We start from the raw sequence: 20,393 nt of genomic DNA, 5'->3' as shown, positions 1-20,393 counted from the left end.
CGGGGATAGGGGCGTTATGTTGTTTCCTGCCGTTTTGAGGGATAAGGTATAGTAGATGCGACAACTTCCTGGAAAGGAGGTTGTTAGCGGCCCTATTGGGGGGAGTGGCACCAGCCCTTAAGGGCCGATGAAGATTGAAACAGGAAAAGGAGCGAAAATGCGATCTTACAAGGTGGCGCTGCTGCCCGGCGACGGCATTGGGCCGGAGGTGGTTGGGGTTGCAGCCGAGATTTTAGCTTACCTTGCCGAGCGTGCTGGCTTTGCGCTAGAGATGAAGGAGGCCCCCATTGGCGGTGCGGCCTATGATAAGTACGGTCACCCTCTACCGGAGCACACGTTAGCGCTCTGCAAAGAGAGCGATGCCGTGCTGTTAGGTGCCGTAGGCGGCCCCAAGTGGGATACAGTTCAGCCGCCCTCTCTGCGCCCAGAGGTGGGTGCCCTGCTTCCCCTGCGCAAAGAGTTAGGGCTCTATGCGAACTTGAGGCCGGCGCGGCTCTCGTCAGCTCTTGCCTCGGCCTCCTCTTTGAAAGCCGAGCTTGTTCAGGATGGGCTAGATATTTTGGTGGTACGCGAGCTTACCGGCGGCATCTACTTTGGGCAACCTAAAGGGCGCGATGCCGACGGTTCAAGGGCGGTAGATACCTGCGTTTATACCCGATTCGAGATAGAACGCATTTTGCGCGTGGGCTTTGAGACGGCGCGTGGGCGCAAGCGCAAGCTCTGCTCGGTGGATAAAGCGAACGTGCTGGAGACCTCTCGTCTATGGCGTGAGGTGGCCGATCAGATGGCGCCGCAGTATCCCGATGTGGAGTTAACCCACATGTTGGTAGATAACTGCGCCATGCAGCTGGTAAGAGACCCGCGCCAGTTCGACGTGATCGTCACCGAAAATATGTTCGGCGATATCCTTAGCGATGAAGCCGCGATGCTGACCGGCAGTTTGGGAATGCTGCCTTCGGCGAGTTTGGGCGATCGGCATACCCAAGGAGGAACTTTTGGCCTTTACGAGCCGGTGCATGGCTCCGCCCCTACCATCGCCGGGAAAAATATCGCCAACCCTCTTGCTACCCTGCTGTCGGCAGCCATGCTGCTACGTTACTCTCTGGGGGAAAACGAGGCCGCCGAAGCGCTGGAAAGAGCCGTCGAAAAGGCGTTGCAAGACGGCCTGCGTACTGCCGACATCGCTGCGGCTCATCAGCCGACCATCGGCACGAAAGAGATGGGGCAAGCGGTGCGGGAGCGCATCGAAATTTGAAGGGATGGAGCCATGAAGAAAGTGGAGTGCGTCATTCGTCCTATGAAGATCGAGGAGGTTAAGGAGGCGCTGGCCTCCATCGGCATCGTGGGCATGACGGTGAGCGACGTACGTGGCTACGGACGCCAAAGGGGAAGAACCGAAAAGTATCGCGGCAACACCTATGTGGTAAGCCTTTTACCGAAAGTAAAGATCGAGGTGGTAGTGCCGGATGATAGAGTGGAAGAGGTGATCGAAACGGCGCTGCGCGCCGCCCAAACCGGTGAGATAGGCGATGGCAAAATCTTCGTGACCCACGTGGAGGAAGCCATCCGCATCCGTACGGGCGAGCGAGGGGAAGCCGCGTTATAGGGTACACTAAATGCAGTTTACAGAACGCAAGTGGCATCCGGATGATCGGTGCTGGTGAGGATGGAAGCTTTGAATCAGCAAAAACGACGTATCGAAATCTACGATACCACCCTGCGAGACGGCTCGCAAGGAGAGGGCATCAGCTTCAGCGTTGAGGACAAAGTTCGTATTGCGCGCCGCCTTGATGAGTTTGGAGTGGATTTCATCGAGGGGGGATGGCCCGGCTCTAACCCGAAAGATGTGGCCTTTTTCGAGCAGATGCGGGAGGTAAAGTTGCGCCATGCTCTGCTAACCGCTTTTGGCTCTACCCGCCGCGCCGGGGTTCGGCCAGAGGAGGACCCCCAAATTCGTTCGCTGATCGATTCGGGCGCCTCGGCCATCACCATTGTCGGAAAGTCGTGGGACGCTCACGTCATCCATGCGCTGCGGGTGAGCCTTGAAGAGAATTTGGCGATGATCGCAGAGAGTGTGGCTTACCTCAAGCAGCATGTGCCGATGGTGCTCTACGACGCTGAGCATTTCTTCGATGGCTACCGGGCAAACCCCGCCTATGCGTTACGGTGTCTGCAGGTGGCATTCGAGGCGGGCGCCGATCGGATTGTGCTTTGCGACACAAACGGTGGCTCGCTGCCGCAGAGCATCGCAGCCATTGTGCGTGAGGTACGCCAGGCTCTGCCAGAGGCACAACTGGGTATCCATACGCATAACGATTCGGCCTGTGCCGTGGCAGGCGCTCTGGCGGCTGTAGAAGAGGGAGCGATGCAGGTGCAGGGCACCATCAACGGATATGGAGAGCGCTGTGGCAACTGCGACCTTGTTCCGGTGGTCGCCGCCCTGCGATTCAAAATGGGCTACGAATGCCTTTTGCCCGATTCGCTAAGGCACCTTACAGCGCTTTCTCAGTATGTAGATGAGATAGCCAACATTGCCCCAGATACGCGCAGACCCTATGTAGGGCGAAGCGCTTTTGCGCATAAGGGAGGACTCCATGCCGATGCGGTGCTGAAGGGGGCAAGCTACGAGCACATTCATCCGGAGGCGGTGGGAAATACGCGTCGCCTACTCGTCTCAGAGCTCGCCGGCAGTAGCAGCATCGCCGGCAAGGCGGCCGAGTTTGGCATTCGGCTCGATAAAAAATCGCCCGAAGCTCGCCACCTTATGCAGGTGGTGGCAGAACATGAGCACGCTGGTTACAGCTATGAGGGGGCGGAAGCCTCTTTCGAACTGTTACTGCTGCGAACCCTTGGCCTTTACAAGCCCCCGTTCACGTTAAAAGGGTTTCGATGTATCACCGAAAAGCGCGGTACCGACAAGCAGCCCATTACCGAAGCGACCGTAAAGGTCGAGGTCAACGGCCAAGAACGCCTAACCGTAGCGGAGGGCGATGGGCCGGTGCATGCCCTCGATGGGGCTTTGCGGCAGGCATTGCTCGAGTTTTATCCGGCGCTGGAGCGGATAAAACTAACCGATTTTAAAGTGCGCGTCATCAACGGGCGTGCTGGCACTGCGGCCAAGGTTCGCGTGATGATCGACTCGACCGACGGCGAGCAGACTTGGTCTACCGTGGGCGTATCGGAGAACGTGATCGAAGCGAGCTGGTTGGCGTTGGTAGATAGCGTGGTATATGGGCTGATTCGCAGCGAACGGCTTTATGAGGCGCTTTCAAGACCGCCCGTTCTCACCGAGAAAACCTCCTCCGTACCGACGTCCTCCCCCTCCGTTTCGGAGAGTGCGGCCTCATGAGCCTGCGCATGGCGACGCTCTAGGGAGCACGCAATGGTGGAGCGTTACACTGTTGCCATTCGCGAGCTTCCCGATACCGAGCGACCACGTGAGCGCCTGAAACTCTACGGTCCGCAGTCCCTCTCCGACAAAGAGCTTCTGGCCATTCAACTGCGCATCGGAACGCGCGAGCTTTCAGCCCTCGGTTTGGCCGAGCATCTCCTCAAGGAGTTTCGAGGGCTAGGAGGCATCGCGAGAGCCCATTTGGAGGATCTGAAACGCGTGAAAGGCGTGGGAGAGGTAAAGGCCATCGAGATCGCTGCCGCTGTGGAGCTTGGCCGGCGCATTATGGTGTTGGAAGAGACCCCACGCCCCAAAATAACCTGTCCGCGCGATGTTGCCAACCTCTTAATGCCCGAACTACGTTACGAGACCAAAGAGCACTTCAAAAGCATTCTCCTCGATACAAAAAACCAGGTCATCAAAATCTGCGCGGTCTCCGTAGGCATTCTCGATAGCAGCCTGGTACATCCTCGTGAAGTCTTTAAAGAAGCCATTCTCCACAGCGCCGCCTCCCTTATTGTGGTTCACAATCACCCAAGCGGTGACCCCACGCCCAGCAAGGAAGATATAAATGTGACCAAGCGCTTGTTGGAGGCCGGTAAAATTATAGGGATTGAGCTACTCGATCACATTGTTATTGGTGGGCAACAGTACGTCTCTCTTAAAGAGCGTGGCGGCGTTTTTTAGAATTCCCTCACCCTATCCCTCTCCCAGTGGGAGAGGGATGTGTAATGTTGCGTAGGGGCAGGCCCCCGTGCCTGCCCGTTGAATTCCACAATTCACCGAAATCGGGCAACCATGGGGGGCATTGGGCGACCACAGGGGGTCGCCCCTACGGTTATCTCCCTCTTCTCTAGGGAGAGGGATAAAGATGGCAAAAAACGAACCGACAAATGGAAACCGATAATAGACATGGGCCTTTCCGGTTTGGTCGGGATCGCCCGTTTTTAACGAGATGCGCAAGGGGCGGTGCTACGAGTGATTCGACGAATAGCTCGAAGGAGCGGTGGTGTTGTCGTCAAGATCAAGGCGAGAGCCCCCAGAAGATCGTGCAATTTTCTGGGCAAGAGCGCCCTCCTTATTGGCTGGGGCATCTGCTTTCTCTGCCATGCCAGCGCCGCCCCTAACCACTCTTTCCCGAAATTAACCGCCAAAGCCGCTGCCGTGATGGATGCCGATTCGGGCCGATTGCTGTGGGCCTTGCATCCCGATAAACCTTTCCCGCCAGCCAGCACCACAAAGATCGTCACCGGCATGTTGTGCGCCCAATCGGTTCCCCCTACGAGGCTCATTCCCATCTCTCCGTATGCGGCACACCTGCCTGGCGATCGCTTAGGCTTACGGGCTGGCGAGAAGATTCCTGCGCGCGATCTGCTTTATGCCATGTTGCTGATCAGCGCAAACGATGCGGCAGAGGCCGTTGCTGAGGCGGAGGGAAACCTCAGTAATGGTCTTGAGGGGAAGCAAGGGCGGTACGCGAGCGAGCCCGCGGCCCCCTTCGTCAGGTTAATGAACGCCATGGCGCAAAAAGTGGGCGCGCGCCATTCGCATTTTGTGAACCCAACCGGCTTACCGGCGCCAGGACAGGTAAGCACCGCGCGCGATTTGGCCCTTTTGGCACGAGCGGCTCTCACCATTCCGACGTTTGCGCAGGCGGTGCGCACGAAAACCTACGTTCTCCATCGGCCCAACGAGGCTCGGCCGCGCGTATTGGTGAATACCAACCGTCTTTTGTGGACGTTGCCTGGAGCCTATGGCGTAAAGACCGGCTATACCCATGAGGCCGGTTTTTGCTATGTGGGGGCTGCCGCACAAAAGGGGCATCGGGTCATCGTGGTGCTGCTGCACAGCGACCATTGGCAAACCGAGGCGCTTACCCTGTTTCACTACGGTTTTGAGCGGCTTAGCGGCACCGCTGCGGAAGGAAAAGGGGGCGCTCGCCCCGTTGGAGCATTGCCAGACAAGGCAGTGCCAAAGGGCTTTGGTGGCGGGAGCGTGTCCTTTCTAGGGCAAGAAGCGCCCCGAAACGGGTACGTAGCACGATCTTCCTCAAGGCCGACGCCCTTCCCCTCAAGGCCTCTCCTAGGGTTACCAGGAAATCCTGCGATTGCCTGGAGCAGGGCGCCCTTCCCCGCTGGAGCAGGGAGGCCTACCGCCCCCGCGGCATCGCAGACGAGCGGAGGGGCGCGACCTTCTCCGGAGAGGCAGGAGGCTGAGGAAAGTGCAGGGAGTGCAGAACCAGGCGGCTGGGCATCTCCTGGCAGGCATGTCCCTGTTGCAAACCAGGTCGCTTCGCAGGTGGTTCAAACCCATCTGCCATTTCCTCATCTCGTCCCTATATTAGGTTTGCTCCTGTTGGCTAGTGGAATAGGGATCTATTGGCGCGGGCGACCGCAATGGATAGGAGGAATACGTATGTGGCTTGTTGGTCTCTCTAAAAGACGCAAAGAGGCCAAGCAGAAACCGACAACGCCGTTGTTGTCCGCTGAAGTCGTTTCAAAGGCGGAGACCCCACCATTTCAGTGGGAAGGTTTGCCGCTGGCTCGTCGAACCGCTTGGGAGTGGCTTGAGCTACTGCTCGAGCAGCCCATTCGTGTGCTGGAGCCCGCCATTCGGTGGCATCTGCGCGGTCTTCTACAGGCAGATCCTAGCGTAGAACGGGGACGTTTTCGCAAGATTTTGGAAAGCCATGAGAGTCTGCGGGTACGGTTGGCTATGGCGGAGGCGTTAGAAGCTTTGGCGCCTCGCGCAGTAGAAAAGTTCGCCCGTCAGCTGTTGGAGGGGGAAGGGGTTTCTGCGGACATTCGGGCGGAGGCAGCAGAGCGACTCGGAGCGGTAGGAGGAGAGCGGTACGAGCATTTTTGGCTCGAGCGTCTCTTGAAAGAGCCATCCCTTTGGGCAACGGTCGCGCTCTTACGTCTGGTCTGGTTAGATAACTCCACCGTTCAGGCGCTTCTGCAGGCGCTAGAGGTGCCTTTGCCAGAGGGGGCGAGCGATGAGCTCTTAGCGCGTCGGCGGCTGCGCGATGGCTATATCGCCTGTGTGCTATTTGGGCATACGTTGCTGGAGGAGGAGGGATTTCTAGAGCGTTTTCAGTGGCTTCCTGAAGAGGTTCAGTGCGAACTGCTGGTGGCTCTCGCCCAGAAAGGAAAAGATACGGAACAAGCCCGTTTGCTGCTGAAGCGCTTTTTGGTATCGCCCTCCTACGCTCTGTTACGTGCTTTGTGCGACATGCCGCCGGATACGGTGGAGAGCGCCTTGAACGCTTTAGATGAGCTGCCGCAAGGTGCAGAAGCTACGCGCGCTGGGGTGGTTCGTTGGTTGCTTGGAAAAGACGAGGAGAGCGCCTTGGAGCAGATAAGGCGCCTAGCAGAGGCCGGAGACGACGCCGCGGCGCACGCGCTGCAGCTGCAGCGCGTCGTTCATTGGAACCCTTTCCGCTGCGCGCCAGACGCCCTGTTGGCCGCAGCGCAGATCGTTTCGTGTCGCCTAGGCTATCTCTATTACGATCCGGACTACGTGACGCAGGTTTTGCGCAATGCGCTCAGTGAAGAAAACGCTCTGCCCCCAGGGGTTCCAGATGAGCTCAAGGCGCTGGCTACAGTCTATCGAAATCGAGAGGTGCACGATGCCGTATTTGCCGCAATGCAGAGCGAGGAAAATCTGTTGTTGCTTCTCATGGCGCTTTCGCACTATGTGGACGAAGAGAGGCGCTATGCGCAAGAGATCGCATTTTGGTGTGCCAAGTTGCCTTCAGAGGCACGCTATGCCCTGCTATGGGCACTCGCACAGGCCTCCGATCCGGAGGTGCTTGAGGCGGTAGAGAACGCCCTCACCGATTCCAATCCTTTCGTGCGTTCAACAGCACGCCAGATGATGTTAGGGGTGCACGGCCGTGTGGCAGTACAAAACCATCAATCGTAGGGGCAGGAGGGGCAGGCCCCCCGTGCCTGCCCATGTGCCCCCGTGCCTGCCCATGTGCCCCTGTGCCTGCCCGTTTCGCCCCTACAGCCATAGGGAGGGGAAGGATGGTATGGGGGAGCGCCTACGGAAACGCCTGTTTCGGGTACAACAAATGCAGCCTTAAGGGTTGTGACCAAGAGTATGGGCAGGAGTTGAGTTTGTGTGAAATAACGCTCTCCATTGTGATCGTCAGTTGGAACACACGCGATCTCCTTTTACGCGCGCTCGAATCGATCTATGCGGCGCCACCGCCGTTTCCATTTGAGGTTATCGTGGTGGATAATGCGAGTGTGGATGGCACCGTCGCGGCTGTGCAGCAAGCTTATCCGCAGGTGATTCTCCTACCGAATGCGGTGAATAACGGCTATGCAAAGGGAAACAATCAGGGAATAGAACGGGCGCGTGGAGCGTACATTCTTTTGTTAAACCCCGATGTGTTGCTGCCAAAAGGCGGGCTAGAAAAGGCCGTTCGGTTTATGGAGCAGCATCCCGAAGCTGGGGCGATTGGGGTGCGGCAGGTCCATCCCGATGGAACGCTCGAGCGATCGGTACGCGGGTTCCCTACACCTTTAGGAGTCTTGTGGGAGTTGATAGGGTTGAGCCGACTCTTCCCAAAAAATCGTTTTTTGGCGCCTATCGAATGACCTGGTTTACCTACGACAAGGTGGCAGAGGTCGATCAGCCCATGGGAACCTTTTTAATGTTACGACGTCAAGCGGTGGAGCAGGTGGGAATGTTGGACGAGGGCTTTCCCATCTTCTTCAACGAGGTAGATTGGTGCTTGCGCTGCAAACGCAAGGGCTGGAAAATCTATTTTACGCCGGAGGTCGAGATCGTGCATTATGGGGGCGCGAGCACGAGCCAGGTTGCGCCCGCCATGGCATGGGAATCGCGACGAGGGCTTTTGCGGTTCTACGCACGCCACTATGGGGGCTGGGTCTACGCTCCGCTGCGCCTCCTCGTCGCCCTGCTATCGTGGCCGTATGCTTGGTGGCAGGCACGACAACGTCGGCAGCGTGTCCAACAGGAAAGCCCAAAAGGAAGGACTTAGAGGGGTGACTTCGGGCGAAGCTGTATGCGATCTAAGCGTGATCATCCTTAACTGGAACACCTGTGAGCTGTTGCAGGCCTGTTTGCAATCGCTCTTTGAGTCGTCGGAGACCGTATCCTTTGAGGTTATCGTGGTGGATAACGCCAGTGAGGACGAGAGCCGAGAGATGGTAACGCAGCACTTCCCTCAGGTTCGCCTGCTGGTAAATCCACGCAACGTGGGCTTTGGGGCGGGCAACAATGCCGCTCTGCCGTATGCACGGGGGAGATATCTCCTCTTTCTCAACTCGGATACCTTAGTAACCAAAGGCAGCTTAAGTGCCCTTGTACGCTTTGCCGACGAGCACCCCGATATTGGCATCGTAGGGCCGAAGCTCTTAAATGCGGACGGCTCGTTGCAATACTCCTGCCGTCGCTATCCGAATTTGGCAGCCGGCCTCTTCCGAAACACCCTGTTGGGGCGCCTCTTTCCGAACAACCGTTTTGCCGCCGACTATCTCATGAAAGATTGGGATCATGCCAGCGTGCGCGATGTGGACTGGGTATCGGGCGCAGCGCTCTTTATTCGGCGCGAGTTGGTGGAGCAGATAGGTGGGTTCGACGAGGATTTTTACATGTATTGCGAGGATGTAGACCTCTGTTGGCGGGCGACCCACGCGCCTCTCCCCGACCGATTGCGCAACGCTTTGGGGAAGGGGGCTCAAGCCCATTGGCGTGTTGTCTACTTTCCTGAGGCCGTGATCTATCATTACATAGGAAAGAGCAGCGATAAGGTGCCCACGCGCATGACCTATGAGTTTCATCGAAGCCAGTATATCTTCTACAAAAAACACTATCGCGCTTCTACTCCCATTTGGCTACGACCGCTTATTCCTGTAGGCATCATGCTAAGAGCCCTTGGCACCATGTTGAAATTTCGTAGGGACTACTGGATTCGCAAACTGCGCGGAGCCGAAAAGCCGCGTAGGCGTAAGGGAAGTTCAAGCTAATGGAAGCCGATATCAAAGAGACGCGTGCCACAGAGCGAAAGCGATTCGACCGTTTAGATTGGATGGTGGTTGTGTTACTAGGCCTTATGGTCGTTCTGGCACCCCTGTTGGCCGCAAGCTTTGTGGTGTTGCCTGCCATGGGGCTATTCCCGCCCATCGGTCTGCTGGATTGGCTTCAGGCCATTGGGGTACCGCTTATGATGCTGCTCGTGGGTTTGGCGGCTCTCATCGCGGTTGTGCGCGAGTGGATAAGGCCCATGCCCATTGGCGGTGCTCCGGCGTTAACCGTGCTAGGGCTCTGCGTGTTGGGTTGGGCCACGCTCTCTTTAGGGCAAGCGCACGCGCTCTATTTGGGGGTAGACACGCTGGCGCTGCTTGTGGCGGTGTTGACCACCGGCACACTGGCTTCGCGCTTAAGCCGCAATAAAGACGCTTTTGCCACGTTGCTTATCGCCCTCATGTTGGGGGGCCTTTTCGTGTCTGCGCTGGGGATCAACGAATACCTTGCCGCATGGAAGCAGGGCGCTTTTTCCCATCGCGTGTTTGGCACCTTTCTCAATCCCGATTTCCTAGCGGGCTATTTGCTCCTTACTTTACCGGTTACCCTCGCGATTTGGGTGGCGTCTCGAGAGCGGTTGCTCAAGCTATCCGCCGGGTTTGCGCTCTTTTTGCAGGGAGGGTGCATCACGTTGAGCGCATCGCGGGCCGGCCTAGCCGCTCTGTGTATAGGGATACTCTCCTGGCTTTTTTTGTGCGTTTGGTCTGGCGCGTTTCGGGGTCGCTGGAGGTCTCCCGCCCTCGGTTTGGGGGTACTGTTGCTGAGTTTCGTGGTCGCCTCCACCCCCCTACGTTTTCGGGCTACGCCGGTCTCCGCAGCGCAGGCGTCTGCATCGAGGCCAGTACAAAGCTCAGCAGAAAATGACACCGGTGCGTCGGGGTTGGCGAGGGTTGGGGCAGAAAGTCATTCGCTATTATTTCGGCGTTACACTTGGCATGGCACGCTGCGCATGGCCGAAGCCAACCCGCTCTTTGGGGTGGGGATAGGTAATTTCACCTATGCCTATCCACGTTACGCCTTGGTGGCCTTTACGGCCCATGCGCACAACAGCCTGCTGCAGTGGGCCTCGGAAACCGGGTTTGTAGGGCTTTGTTTGCTATTGATGCTTCTGGCGGCGGCAAGCGCCTTTGCCGCCAATGCCTTGCGCCTGCGACGAGCGGCGCTGTCGGCCCCTGCGGGCGATATTTTAGAGTCGTTTCATAGGCTGTTTGAGGAGCCGGCCGTGCTGTTGTGCGGGCTCTTAGCGGCGCTCTTAGCGTCGGGCATCAAGACCCTGGTCGATTCGGATTGGTATGTCGTTGCCACCGCCTTGACGGTGGGCCTCTGTTTTGGGCTTGCCGTGGGCTTGGCCAGGGACATTGCCCCGTTGTCCACCCAGCTTCCAACGGCGCTAAGGCGCTCCTCTTTGATGTTAGCCGGCCTTGTGGCATTAGGGCTAGTGCTACGCTCTGGGCAGCTCGGTTTCGCTGCAGGCTGGCGTGCTCAGGCGGCGGAGGCGCTCTTTCACCAGCAGCCCGAGGTGGCTATAGAGCGGTTGAAAGCCGCGACGGAAGCTGACCCTCTCGACCCCGAGCTCTATTTAGAGTTAGGGGAGATATACGATATGGAAGGGCTATTCCCCCAAGAGCAAGCGGCCATTCAGCGGGCCATAAGGGTGGCGCCGATAGCGAAGGCCTACTACCGTCTTGGCCAGTTTTATGAAAAACAGGGGCAGGGGGCGCAGGCGGTAGCGGTCTATCAGCACGCATACGCGCTCGACCCCAACAATCTGCAGGTGCTGCACCACCTCGGCGACGCCTTTTTAGCGGTTGGGAAAACGCAAGATGCCGAGAACATCTATCGCATCATGACGGAGTTGGAGCACGCGCCCTACGGCACCGTACGAGCGATGGGTGACGAGCTTGTGGAGACGGAGTTTGTGTATGGCCAGGTAGGGCTTGCGGAGATAGAGATGCGCCAGGGGCAAAGTGCGGAGGCGCTGAAGCATTTGGAGGATGCCGATGCGTTGATGCGGCTCTACTGGTCACGTCGCAACACGCAGGCCTATGCCATCATGCCGGCATCGAAGCGAGAGGCGCTTTATCAGCTCTACCTTCGTGTGCTTGCGGATTGGCGACAGGCCTTAAGGCAGACGCATGCGGGGGCCTCCGCATTGGCGGCAGTGGCACAAGAGGAGTCGAGGGTACAGCAAGATCACAGGAACGATCAAGTCGCTCCCACGAGCCCACCGTCTTCTTAAAGGATAAAACAGACCCTACTTGGATTTTTATAATATTTGCCCTTGCATTATTGTTGTAATTCATAGTTTCTGCGCAGCCTTGAATCGTCGCATCGAAGTCCTACCGTTGTAAGCTGGGAACGAGCAGAAAAATTTTTTTGCTGTATCTTCGGCTTTTCCGGATCAGCTTGGTATTTTAACTGTTGAAGAGCCTTTTTGGGAAGGGAGAGTTAGATATGGTTTACTACGCTCACAGTGCAAACAAACATGGCGTTCGGCAAACTATGAAGGAGCATCTGAAGTGGCACCGGCTATACGGAGTCGGTAAGGATTGAAACTCGAAAGGCGAAGGGACTCTGCAACATAACTCCCTCTCCCAGAAGGAGAGGGTTCTGGCAGGGCTGCGAATGGGTTATAATATCCTCCATAGAGAATGAACTCGGAAAACCCCACAGACAACCCTATATCCACCTAATGAAAGGAAGAGGATAGAGGCTATGCAGCTTGTACCTATCCAGCTTGAACAAATAGGCCAACCCCACTACACGGCCCAACTTTATGAACACCTCGAAAAAGGAAATATCCTCCTTCTCGAAAAAACGCCCTTCGCACCAAACGAGGAAGATGCCGCCTTCCTTCGAGGACAACATCAGGCCGATACTAAAATTCATAAGAATATCGCCTACAAAACACCCCTCGATAAACTGACCGGAGCCCAAAACGAAACCCCGGAAGATGCTCAACGCCTCAAACGCATTATGAAAGCCTATGCCCAAGGAGCCCTTCAGTTTCTCGCGAACCTCCTGCCCGCCTACGCTAAAGCCTGGAAGGTGGACTACGCGAGCTTTCGACCCTTCGAAGAACAGGGCCGCGATCTGCCCCTAAGCCGCCGTAATGACCTTATGCATGTGGATGCTTTCCCCACACGCCCTACCCACGGGGGACGTATCCTCAGACTCTTTACCAACATTAGCCCCGACCGAGACCGCGTTTGGGTGACTGCTGGCCCCTTCGAACAGCTCGCACAACGCTATGCCAAAGAGGCCGGACTCCAGAAGGTAACTGCCCTGCCGGCAACGCTTCAACGCACCGGAGCCTATATCACACGGATGCTGGGCGTGCGCTCCGATGTCCCCTCCCCCTACGATCAGTTTATGATGGGATTTCACCACTTTCTTAAGGCCAACGAAAGCTTTCAGAAAAATGAACGACTCTTTACCTTTCACTTCCCACCAGGCGCTAGCTGGATATGCTTCACCGACCAGATCGCCCATGCCGTGACCTCCGGACAGTATGCCCTCGAACAGACCTGCATCGTGCCTCGCAGCGCCATGCAGTTCCCCGAACTGGCACCGGTGGCCGTGCTAGAGCGACTTGCTGGTAAACCGCTCGCGCCGTCCGCATAAAACCGTCCGCTGGTTTGCAGAGACGCCCGCCTAGTGACTCAGGTTAGGGCGGAAAGAACCTCCGCTGCGTGGCCTTCGGGCTTGACTTTCTGAAAAATCTTTGTTAGGCGCCCGTCTGGGCCAATAACAAAGGTCTTACGTTCCACGCCCATATAGGTGCGGCCATAGCGCTTTTTCTCCACCCACACCCCGTAAAGCTCGGCTACCTTATGTTCGGTGTCCGCAAGCAGGCGCATGGGCAGCTGGTACTTTTCGGCGAATTTGGCCTGCGCCTTGGGCGCGTCGGGGCTAATGCCTAAAAGCTCAATGCCACGCTCGCGAAATCGCTGAGCCATATCGCGAAACCCGCAGGCCTCTGCCGTACAGCCCGGCGTGTCGGCACGCGGATAGAAAAACAGGACTACCGTTCTTCCGCGTAAATCCGAAAGCGTTACGGGATGACCCTCCTGGTCGGGTAGGGTGAAATCGGGGGCGAGATCGCCTTCCTTCAGCATAAAACCTCCTCTTTCTCTAAAAACACATCCGCGATACGACGAGAGCAACATGCCGCGCCCCCAACAGGGTGGCGCAAGGGATGGCTCAAACGTCATCCTACACATAGGCAGCAGCGAAGCGCACTACGAAGAATCGCCCGACTCCGACAGATACAGGTTCTCCCCTCGGTGAAGTCGTAAGGCCACCTGGTAGGTCTGTAGATTGGCGCGGGAAGTGGGCGAGTGCGCGGCGAGATAACGGGCTATCGCCATCAGCAAAATGCGTCCTTCGGGGGTATTGCCGTGGTTGCGGTACTGGCGAAATCCGGCCTCAACCATCTGATAGGTGTGGAACTCGGCATCCTCTCGTAAAAGAGCTTGCCCTAGGGTCGCTAATAGCTTCGACTCCGAGCCACCCTGTACTAGCCAGGTAAGCACCTGCTGCGCCACCGCCTCCACCTGGTTCTGGCTGTTGAGCTTATCGAGCAGAGTGGTGAGAGGCTCTTGAATGGCATCGAGAGGACGCGGTAGCGGCGCCGGTGGGGTGTTAAGAAATCGAGCTAGGTAGACGCTGAGAGCGCCGTCGAAAACGGCGCGTAGAAGCTCCAGGGAGGGCGCACGACGCATGGCCTGATGTACGGCGTTAGCGTAGGTAAAGGTGTGCAAAACCGTTATCCAGTCGCTGAATTCATTGGAGGTACGGAAATAAGCTATCCGATAGGCTGCGGCCAACGCAACGGCGCCAGCAAGCTGTTCAAAGCGAGCTCCCTGAAGAAGAGCGGCCTGTAGGTTTTCCACAATGGCAAACGGATCCTCCCCAAGCAGAGTCTCAAGAAAGGCGGGAGTGCACTGCCATTTGGCAGATGAAGCCTTTTGAAGGATCCCCGGTAGTTCCGCGAATGCGGAGGTGAGTAGGTTGGCGAGGTCTATGGGGTGCCGCCAACTCGCTGACTCCTCGCTGCGATGCGCATTCGCCAAAACGGGCACGACGCTCAGTAGAATTTGAGGGGTAAGGTGTGGAGAGACCTGCTCTAAAAGCTCAAAAGCCTTGTTGGTGAAGTCTAGTGCGTGACCTCCACTGAGATAGAGGTGGTCTGTAGCGGCGGCGAAAACCATGTCGGCAATCTGTGAAAGCGAGTGGCCCGCTACGATGGCGGTGTGAAGAACCCGCATGGCACCGACGGTGTCGCGCACCTCGATGAACTCCCGAAACCAGGCCTTAAGCCGTTCCAATGCAACCTGGGCCTGCGGCAAAGGGTCGGGGAGAAAGAGAGGAGGCTGGTTCGCTACCGTAGAGGCCACGTGGCTAAGACCATGGTAGAGCGCCAAGGGACGATCGGCCGCCTCCAACGCCGGCAGAATATTGGCCATGGCGGTAAAAATAGTGAGCCCTGCGTTCCAGCCCTCGCGAGCATGGCGTGTACCCAGTTCCGCACCTACCTCGATCGCCTCCCGATGCCCTTGGGCCCCAAAACCCTCTAACCCAAGCACCGCTTTGGCAATAACCAAACGTAGGTTGTGCTTTAAACCGTGCTCCAGACGCTTGCGATGCTTGCTGAGGTCGGCTTCGTGGGCGGGCCGGATGTCCACCCAGACTTTGCCGTCGGCTAGGCGCGTGGGATAAACGGTTACGTCGTCCGCCCAAAGGTCGAAAGTGCCTCCGGTGGCAAGGTCGAACCGGGCATGGTGCCAGTGACAGGTAAGAATGCCGCAACGAAGGCTGCCTTGATGAAGAGGAAAGCCCATGTGCGGACAACGGTTATCCACCGCGTAAACCTGGTTATCCTGCCAAAAGAGAGCTACCGTGCGCCCCTGAACTTCGGCGGTAAGGCAGCCTTGTGCCTTCAGCTGCTCGAGATCGGCTACAGGCACGAACGTTTCAGACAACGCTTGTGTCATGGTCTTGTTCTCCTGTGTAAGTACACCCGCTTGTACAGGTCTCTTGAATGACGATGCGACAAAGCCCCGGTAATCGGGGCTTCAACCGCTGCCAAATCCATCGGGCGAGGTTCTCGCTGGTGGGGTTCTCTAGACCCTCGATTTCGTTAAGGTAACGATGATCGAGCATGTCATATAGAGGACGAAAGGCCTCGCCGATGTCGGCAAAATCCATAACCCATCCCAACTGGGGGTCTGGAGAGCCGCTGACATAGATGGTGATACGAAAAGAGTGTCCGTGCAGACGCGCGCATTTATGGCCCTCTGGCACATGAGGAAGGCGATGCGCCGCTTCGATATAAAACTCTTTAAACAGCTCCAATTCGTATCACCTCCTTCCGCAGGATGGCTGCCGATGGCGGCTTATCCTTGGGAGCTTAGAGGTCTATCTCACCGTCCTGAAGGCCTAGCGGCAGCGCTTTCGGTCGCTCGACCGTGGTTTCTGGGAAGTAGTGCCTATTTTGTTCTGACGATTCTAAAATGCCTAGCATAACGTCGAGCACATGAAAGGCGAGGTCGCCAGAGGCACGATGGGGGCGGCCCGAGCGAATAGCAGCGGCCATATCGGCCACTCCGAGCCCTCGTGCGTTATCGGTATATCCGTAGACGAGGGGAACCTCACGCCATTCCGGTTCGTCGTGACGCTTTACCAACACGCGCCCGCCAAAGCCGTTGGGGTCGGGTACCAGCAGAGAGCCTTCGGCGCCGTACACCTCGATATTTGGCATGTGATGCGCCCACACATCGAAGCTGGTAACCAGCGTGCTGATGGCCCCCGTGTGGAAGTCAAGGGTGGAGGCGATGTGGGTCGGCGTGCCGACCACGATTTTGGTGCCGTACTTCTTCTGGCTGGTAATGGTGCGTTCGGGGAACGTAATGCGCGCAGCCCCAGCGACGCGCCGTATGCCACCGATCATGTTGATAAGCGCGGTGAGATAGTAAGGCCCCATATCTAGCAGTGGGCCGCCGCCCTCTTTATCGTAGTAGAACTCTGGGTCGGGGTGCCACGACTCGTGCCCGTGGCACAGCATAAAGGCGGAGGCCGCAACGGGCTCTCCGATGACCCCCTCGTCAATGAGTTTACGGCAGGTCTGATGTCCACCCCCTAAAAAGGTGTCCGGGGCACAGCCAATACGTAGTCCCTTCTGTCGGGCAAGAGATATCATGTGGCGGCCCTGCTCTCGCGAGACGGCTAAAGGCTTTTCGCAGTACACGTGTTTGCCCGCCTCCAACGCCGCTAAAGCCACCTCAGCGTGCGCTTTGGGAATAGTGAGATTAACAACGATCTCCACCTCCGGGTCGGCCAAGAGTTGGTCTACCGAGAGCACCTTGGGTACGCCGTATTTTTCCGCCTGTGCTTTCGCACGCTCCATGAGCATGTCGGCGCAGGCAACGATTTCAAGGTTCTGAAAACGTTTTCCCGCCCCAAAATAGATGCCGCTAACGTTGCCGCAACCGATGATGCCGATGCGGGTGGGCGTTGTGTCTGTCGTCACGTTCACTACGAAGTCCATCCTTCCTCAACAAGTTATCTCTATTTAGGATACCCTCTATACAAGGTGCGGTAGAACGCGATCGCTTATGCCGTCGTTTTGAGCCGGTTTGAAGAAGCCCCCTGAAAAGAGATGGCAGGAGGAAAAACAAGCCATGACGAACCTCTAACATAAAGGAGGCCTCTATGCCGTTGGCAGCTTTTCCGAAATGTTTTCTCCACGCCCTCTGCGTCGCTCGCACGATGACCCCAGAGGAGTGGATCGATCTGGCAGCGACCCATTTGGAGGTTGATGGATTAGAGCTCTATTGGGGTTTTCTGCCCCACGATTCGCCCCAAGCGCTGCAGCCGTTGCGCCGTAAAGCCGAGAGACGAGGACTTCGGATCGCCATGCTGTGCTACTCGCCCGACTTTACGCAGCCGGATCGCGAAGCCTGGAGGGCCGAGGTTGAGAGGGCGAAATGGGCCGTGGAGGTGGCCGCACGGCTTGGGGCGGAGACCTGCCGCGTGCTCAGTGGACAGGCACGCCCCGGCCTAGATGTGCCGATGGGGTTGAGCCTTGCGGCCCAGGCCATCACCGAACTGTTGCCCACGGCCGAGCGTTTTCAGGTGAAGCTGGCCTTAGAGAACCACTATAAAGATGGTTTCTGGCAGTACCCCGAACTGGCCTGGCAACAAGAACGCTTTTTGGAACTGCTCTCGCTTATTCCTCCCTCCCCATGGTTTGGCGTAAACTACGATCCCTCCAACGCCCTTCTGGCCGGAGACGACCCTATCGTCCTCCTAGAGCAGGTAAAACATCGGGTCATCAGCATGCACGCTAGCGATCGCTATCTGGAGGGCGGTTCTCTGGCCGAGCTGCGCCGTATGGCCTATTCGCCTCAACAGGGCTACGCTCCTTTCTTGCGACACGGCGTCGTGGGACAAGGCATGAACGACTACGACAAGATCTTTTCGCTGCTGTCGTCCGTGGGCTTTCAGGGGTGGATCAGCATTGAGGATGGGGAGGATGCCGAGCGGGGCATCGAGCATTTACAACGGTCGGCGCAATTCTTACGCGCGAAGATGGCCGAGTATCATCTTGCTTAAAAGGGATCTTTCGAAACCGAAAAAGGCTGCTTTTAGTCTACAATGTTAGGTAAGCAACACGCTTTGCAGGGAGGAATAAGAGAATGATAGGCGTTCTTATTGTCCTGATTATTTTTGCGGTGCCGTTGTCGGCTATTTGGACGGAGCACCTGCGACAGGTTAGGCAGATGGAGTTGGAGACGCGTGGGCGAATGAACGATGAAGTTCTCGCCGAGATCGCTGCCTTGCGCCAGGAGCTGCAGTCGCTTCGGGATACAACCACACAGTACGATCTGAGTTTCGATACCGCGTTGCAGACTCTGGAGCGCCGTATGCAGACTCTGGAGCGCCGTGTGCAGACTCTTGAGCAGCGCATTGTCAGGCCCCTTCAAGAAACGGAAAGCCCTCAGTATCAGCGGAACGTCTAACGATGCACCTGCTCAGCCCCTGGAGCCTGCTTTGGTTGCCTCTCATCTGGGGTGCCATTATTTTGCTCTACATTTTGAAACTGCGTCGCAAGGATGTGGAGGTCTCCTCACTCTACCTTTGGCAGCAGGTCATTCGGGATGTGCAGGCCAACGCGCCTTTCCAAAAACTTCGTTATAATCCGCTGTTGTTGATGCAGCTTCTCATCGCTCTACTGCTTATTTTGGCGCTCTCCCAACCGGTGCTGCGGTTGCTTACGCGAGGGGGACGTACGCTGGTTTTGGTGGTGGATACCGGCGTGACGATGCGAGCCACCGATGGCTCTCCCACCCGTCTTGACCAAGCGAAAGAGGTGGCCTATCGCCTGATATCCCAGCTGCGCCCGGGAGACAGGATGATCGTTATCGCGGCCGGTAGCTCGCCGCAAGCCCTTACCGGTTTTACCGATAATCGCACCGAGCTGCGGCGTGCCATCGGTACCCTGCAGGCCTCGGAGGCGCCCCCCGATATGCATACAGCCCTGCAACTGGCTTCGGAGCTGGCCCAGACGACGGGGAACGGGGGGCTTATCGAGCTGGTTACCGATGGCTGTTTTTCGCACATGGATACCGCCTCTCTTAGTCTGGGCAACAACATCGGTTTGCGCGCCTACATCGTCGGCAAAAGCGATGACAACGTGGGCATTGTGGCTTTTGACTACCGTAGGTTGGTGGGCTATCAGCATGGGCTCGAGGTGCTGGCCTCTACCCAGAATTTTTCCTCGCATCCCCGCAAGTTTATTGAGGAGCTGTATGCGGGCAAGCAGTTGGTGGATGCCCGCGAGATCTCTTTAGGCCCTGGCGCTACGCATACCGACACCTACGCGATGCAGGAGCCGCCAGGGGCGCTGCCGCTGAAGTTTCATTTGGATGTAAAGGACGACCTTAGCACCGACAATACGGCCTACCTGGTGTTGGCGCCCAAACGCATTTTTAAAGTTTTGCTGACAGGGGCGGAGAACATCTTTTTAGAGAACGCTTTGGAGGTAGACCCCGATCTTCAGGTAGATGTGTCGCCGAACTATCCGGGCGATGCCGTGGCGCAAAAATACGATGTGGTCATTTTCTATAACGCGGCGCCAAAAACGCTTCCGCCAGGGCACTACCTTTTTATCCACTGCTCTGGCGACCGCAGCCCAGCACAGCTGACGGGGGCAACAGCCAGCGTGGAGACGGTGGACTGGCAGCATACCGACCCCGTGATGCGCTATGTGGATTTAACCAACCAGCGTTTTGATGACGTGCTTTTGTCTACCCCCAAACCGTGGGCGCGCGAGGTGGTAACGGGCGATTCAGGGCCGTTGATCGTGGAGGGGGAGGATGGCCCAACGCGATCGCTCTTCTTTGCCTTTGACCCCGATCAGTCTCGGCTTCCGTTATCGGTTGCTTTTCCCATTTTGATCTCTGAGAGCGTCCGTTGGCTGGCGACGGGGGAGGCGACGGAAGGTTTGCCCTCGCGCGCTGGGCAGCCGGTGACGTTGGCGGCAGCGCCTGGGGCTACATCTGTGTTGGTGCGTCTGCCAGATGGCTCTGCAAGGCGGGTGGGTTTAGGGCCGGACGGGCGGGCTCTGTTTAACGACACCGACCAGTGCGGGTTTTATTCGGTAACAAGTGGTTATCCGGTAGGCATAGGGGGGCGCACCGCGAACGATAGGGGGCTTTTTGCCATTAGCTTGAACAACCCCGAAGCCTCCAACATTGCGCCGGTTAAGAAGTTGCCGTTTGAGGCGCCCAATCCACAAGCAGAGCGTGGGAAACCGGTTGTCGTCCTACACCCCTTTTTGCCATGGCTTGTTCTACTGGCTCTCATCGCGTTGGGGTTCGAGTGGTACCTGTTCCATCGCCGTCCGTTTTTTGTGCGGGGGTAGTTGCAGGCTAACCAC

The 20,393-nt window shown here is 57.3% G+C and carries 17 protein-coding genes; 13 read left to right on the top strand and 4 right to left on the bottom strand.

Annotated features, from left to right (window positions below):
- Positions 1–157 precede the first annotated feature (157 nt).
- The 10 genes from leuB to CCALI_RS04990 all read left to right on the top strand — a co-directional run bounded on the left by leuB (position 158) and on the right by CCALI_RS04990 (position 13,075).
- The gene (leuB, locus tag CCALI_RS05030) at positions 158–1,255 is read left to right on the top strand and encodes a 3-isopropylmalate dehydrogenase (protein ID WP_016482394.1); all 1,098 of its coding nucleotides are present in this window, start codon (positions 158–160) and stop codon (positions 1,253–1,255) included.
- A 12-nt stretch (positions 1,256–1,267) separates the two neighbouring features.
- A complete protein-coding gene (locus CCALI_RS05025) occupies positions 1,268–1,606 on the top strand; it encodes a P-II family nitrogen regulator (RefSeq protein ID WP_016482393.1) in 339 nt (112 codons plus the stop codon).
- 69 nt (positions 1,607–1,675) lie between these two features.
- Positions 1,676–3,349, top strand: a complete 1,674-nt coding sequence (gene cimA, locus CCALI_RS05020) for a citramalate synthase (RefSeq protein WP_016482392.1) — start codon at positions 1,676–1,678, stop codon at positions 3,347–3,349.
- A 33-nt stretch (positions 3,350–3,382) separates the two neighbouring features.
- Positions 3,383–4,078 (top strand): RadC family protein, encoded by a 696-nt coding sequence (gene radC / locus CCALI_RS05015; protein ID WP_016482391.1) that lies wholly within the window; start codon positions 3,383–3,385, stop codon positions 4,076–4,078.
- A 291-nt stretch (positions 4,079–4,369) separates the two neighbouring features.
- Positions 4,370–7,315 carry a hypothetical protein gene (locus tag CCALI_RS14890; protein ID WP_155850480.1) on the top strand — a complete coding sequence of 982 codons (2,946 nt, stop codon included), beginning with the start codon at positions 4,370–4,372 and terminating at the stop codon, positions 7,313–7,315.
- A 104-nt stretch (positions 7,316–7,419) separates the two neighbouring features.
- On the top strand, positions 7,420–7,998 hold the full coding sequence (locus tag CCALI_RS14885; protein ID WP_052572333.1) for a glycosyltransferase family 2 protein: 579 nt from the start codon (positions 7,420–7,422) through the stop codon (positions 7,996–7,998).
- Positions 7,995–8,405, top strand: a complete 411-nt coding sequence (locus CCALI_RS16290; RefSeq protein ID WP_052572332.1) for a glycosyltransferase family 2 protein — start codon at positions 7,995–7,997, stop codon at positions 8,403–8,405. Before CCALI_RS14885 ends, CCALI_RS16290 begins: the two co-directional genes overlap by 4 nt.
- A 4-nt stretch (positions 8,406–8,409) precedes the next feature.
- Positions 8,410–9,393 (top strand): glycosyltransferase family 2 protein, encoded by a 984-nt coding sequence (locus tag CCALI_RS05000; RefSeq protein ID WP_016482389.1) that lies wholly within the window; start codon positions 8,410–8,412, stop codon positions 9,391–9,393.
- Entirely contained in the window at positions 9,393–11,690 is a 2,298-nt protein-coding gene (locus CCALI_RS04995; protein WP_016482388.1) for an O-antigen ligase family protein, read from the top strand. Before CCALI_RS05000 ends, CCALI_RS04995 begins: the two co-directional genes overlap by 1 nt.
- Positions 11,691–12,166: 476 nt before the next feature.
- Positions 12,167–13,075, top strand: coding sequence for a Kdo hydroxylase family protein (locus CCALI_RS04990; protein ID WP_016482387.1), 909 nt, complete (start codon positions 12,167–12,169; stop codon positions 13,073–13,075).
- Between the two features lie 38 nt (positions 13,076–13,113).
- Here CCALI_RS04990 and bcp read toward each other — a convergent pair whose 3' ends face one another.
- The 4 genes from bcp to CCALI_RS04970 form a co-directional block, all read right to left on the bottom strand.
- Positions 13,114–13,569, bottom strand: a complete 456-nt coding sequence (gene bcp / locus CCALI_RS04985) for a thioredoxin-dependent thiol peroxidase (protein WP_016482386.1) — start codon at positions 13,567–13,569, stop codon at positions 13,114–13,116.
- Positions 13,570–13,692: 123 nt separating this feature from the next.
- The gene (locus tag CCALI_RS04980) at positions 13,693–15,447 is read right to left on the bottom strand and encodes a Rieske (2Fe-2S) protein (protein ID WP_016482385.1); all 1,755 of its coding nucleotides are present in this window, start codon (positions 15,445–15,447) and stop codon (positions 13,693–13,695) included.
- On the bottom strand, positions 15,428–15,808 hold the full coding sequence (gene queD, locus CCALI_RS04975) for a 6-carboxytetrahydropterin synthase QueD (protein ID WP_016482384.1): 381 nt from the start codon (positions 15,806–15,808) through the stop codon (positions 15,428–15,430). Before queD ends, CCALI_RS04980 begins: the two co-directional genes overlap by 20 nt.
- 55 nt (positions 15,809–15,863) lie before the next feature.
- On the bottom strand, positions 15,864–17,000 hold the full coding sequence (locus tag CCALI_RS04970; protein ID WP_016482383.1) for a Gfo/Idh/MocA family protein: 1,137 nt from the start codon (positions 16,998–17,000) through the stop codon (positions 15,864–15,866).
- Between the two features lie 164 nt (positions 17,001–17,164).
- Between CCALI_RS04970 and CCALI_RS04965 the strand changes: the two genes are divergently transcribed.
- The 3 genes from CCALI_RS04965 to CCALI_RS04955 all read left to right on the top strand — a co-directional run bounded on the left by CCALI_RS04965 (position 17,165) and on the right by CCALI_RS04955 (position 20,378).
- Positions 17,165–18,067: a sugar phosphate isomerase/epimerase family protein gene (locus CCALI_RS04965; RefSeq protein ID WP_016482382.1), complete on the top strand. Its 903-nt coding sequence runs from the start codon at positions 17,165–17,167 to the stop codon at positions 18,065–18,067.
- Between the two features lie 83 nt (positions 18,068–18,150).
- Positions 18,151–18,474, top strand: coding sequence for a hypothetical protein (locus tag CCALI_RS04960; RefSeq protein ID WP_016482381.1), 324 nt, complete (start codon positions 18,151–18,153; stop codon positions 18,472–18,474).
- A gap of 2 nt (positions 18,475–18,476) precedes the next feature.
- The gene (locus tag CCALI_RS04955) at positions 18,477–20,378 is read left to right on the top strand and encodes a vWA domain-containing protein (protein ID WP_016482380.1); all 1,902 of its coding nucleotides are present in this window, start codon (positions 18,477–18,479) and stop codon (positions 20,376–20,378) included.
- The last annotated feature ends 15 nt before the right edge of the window (positions 20,379–20,393 follow it).

This window comes from Chthonomonas calidirosea T49, from assembly GCF_000427095.1.
In the GTDB taxonomy this organism is placed as follows: domain Bacteria; phylum Armatimonadota; class Chthonomonadetes; order Chthonomonadales; family Chthonomonadaceae; genus Chthonomonas; species Chthonomonas calidirosea.
The sequence above is the reverse complement of the archived record's forward strand: the minus strand, read 5'-3'. Positions and strand labels throughout refer to the sequence as shown.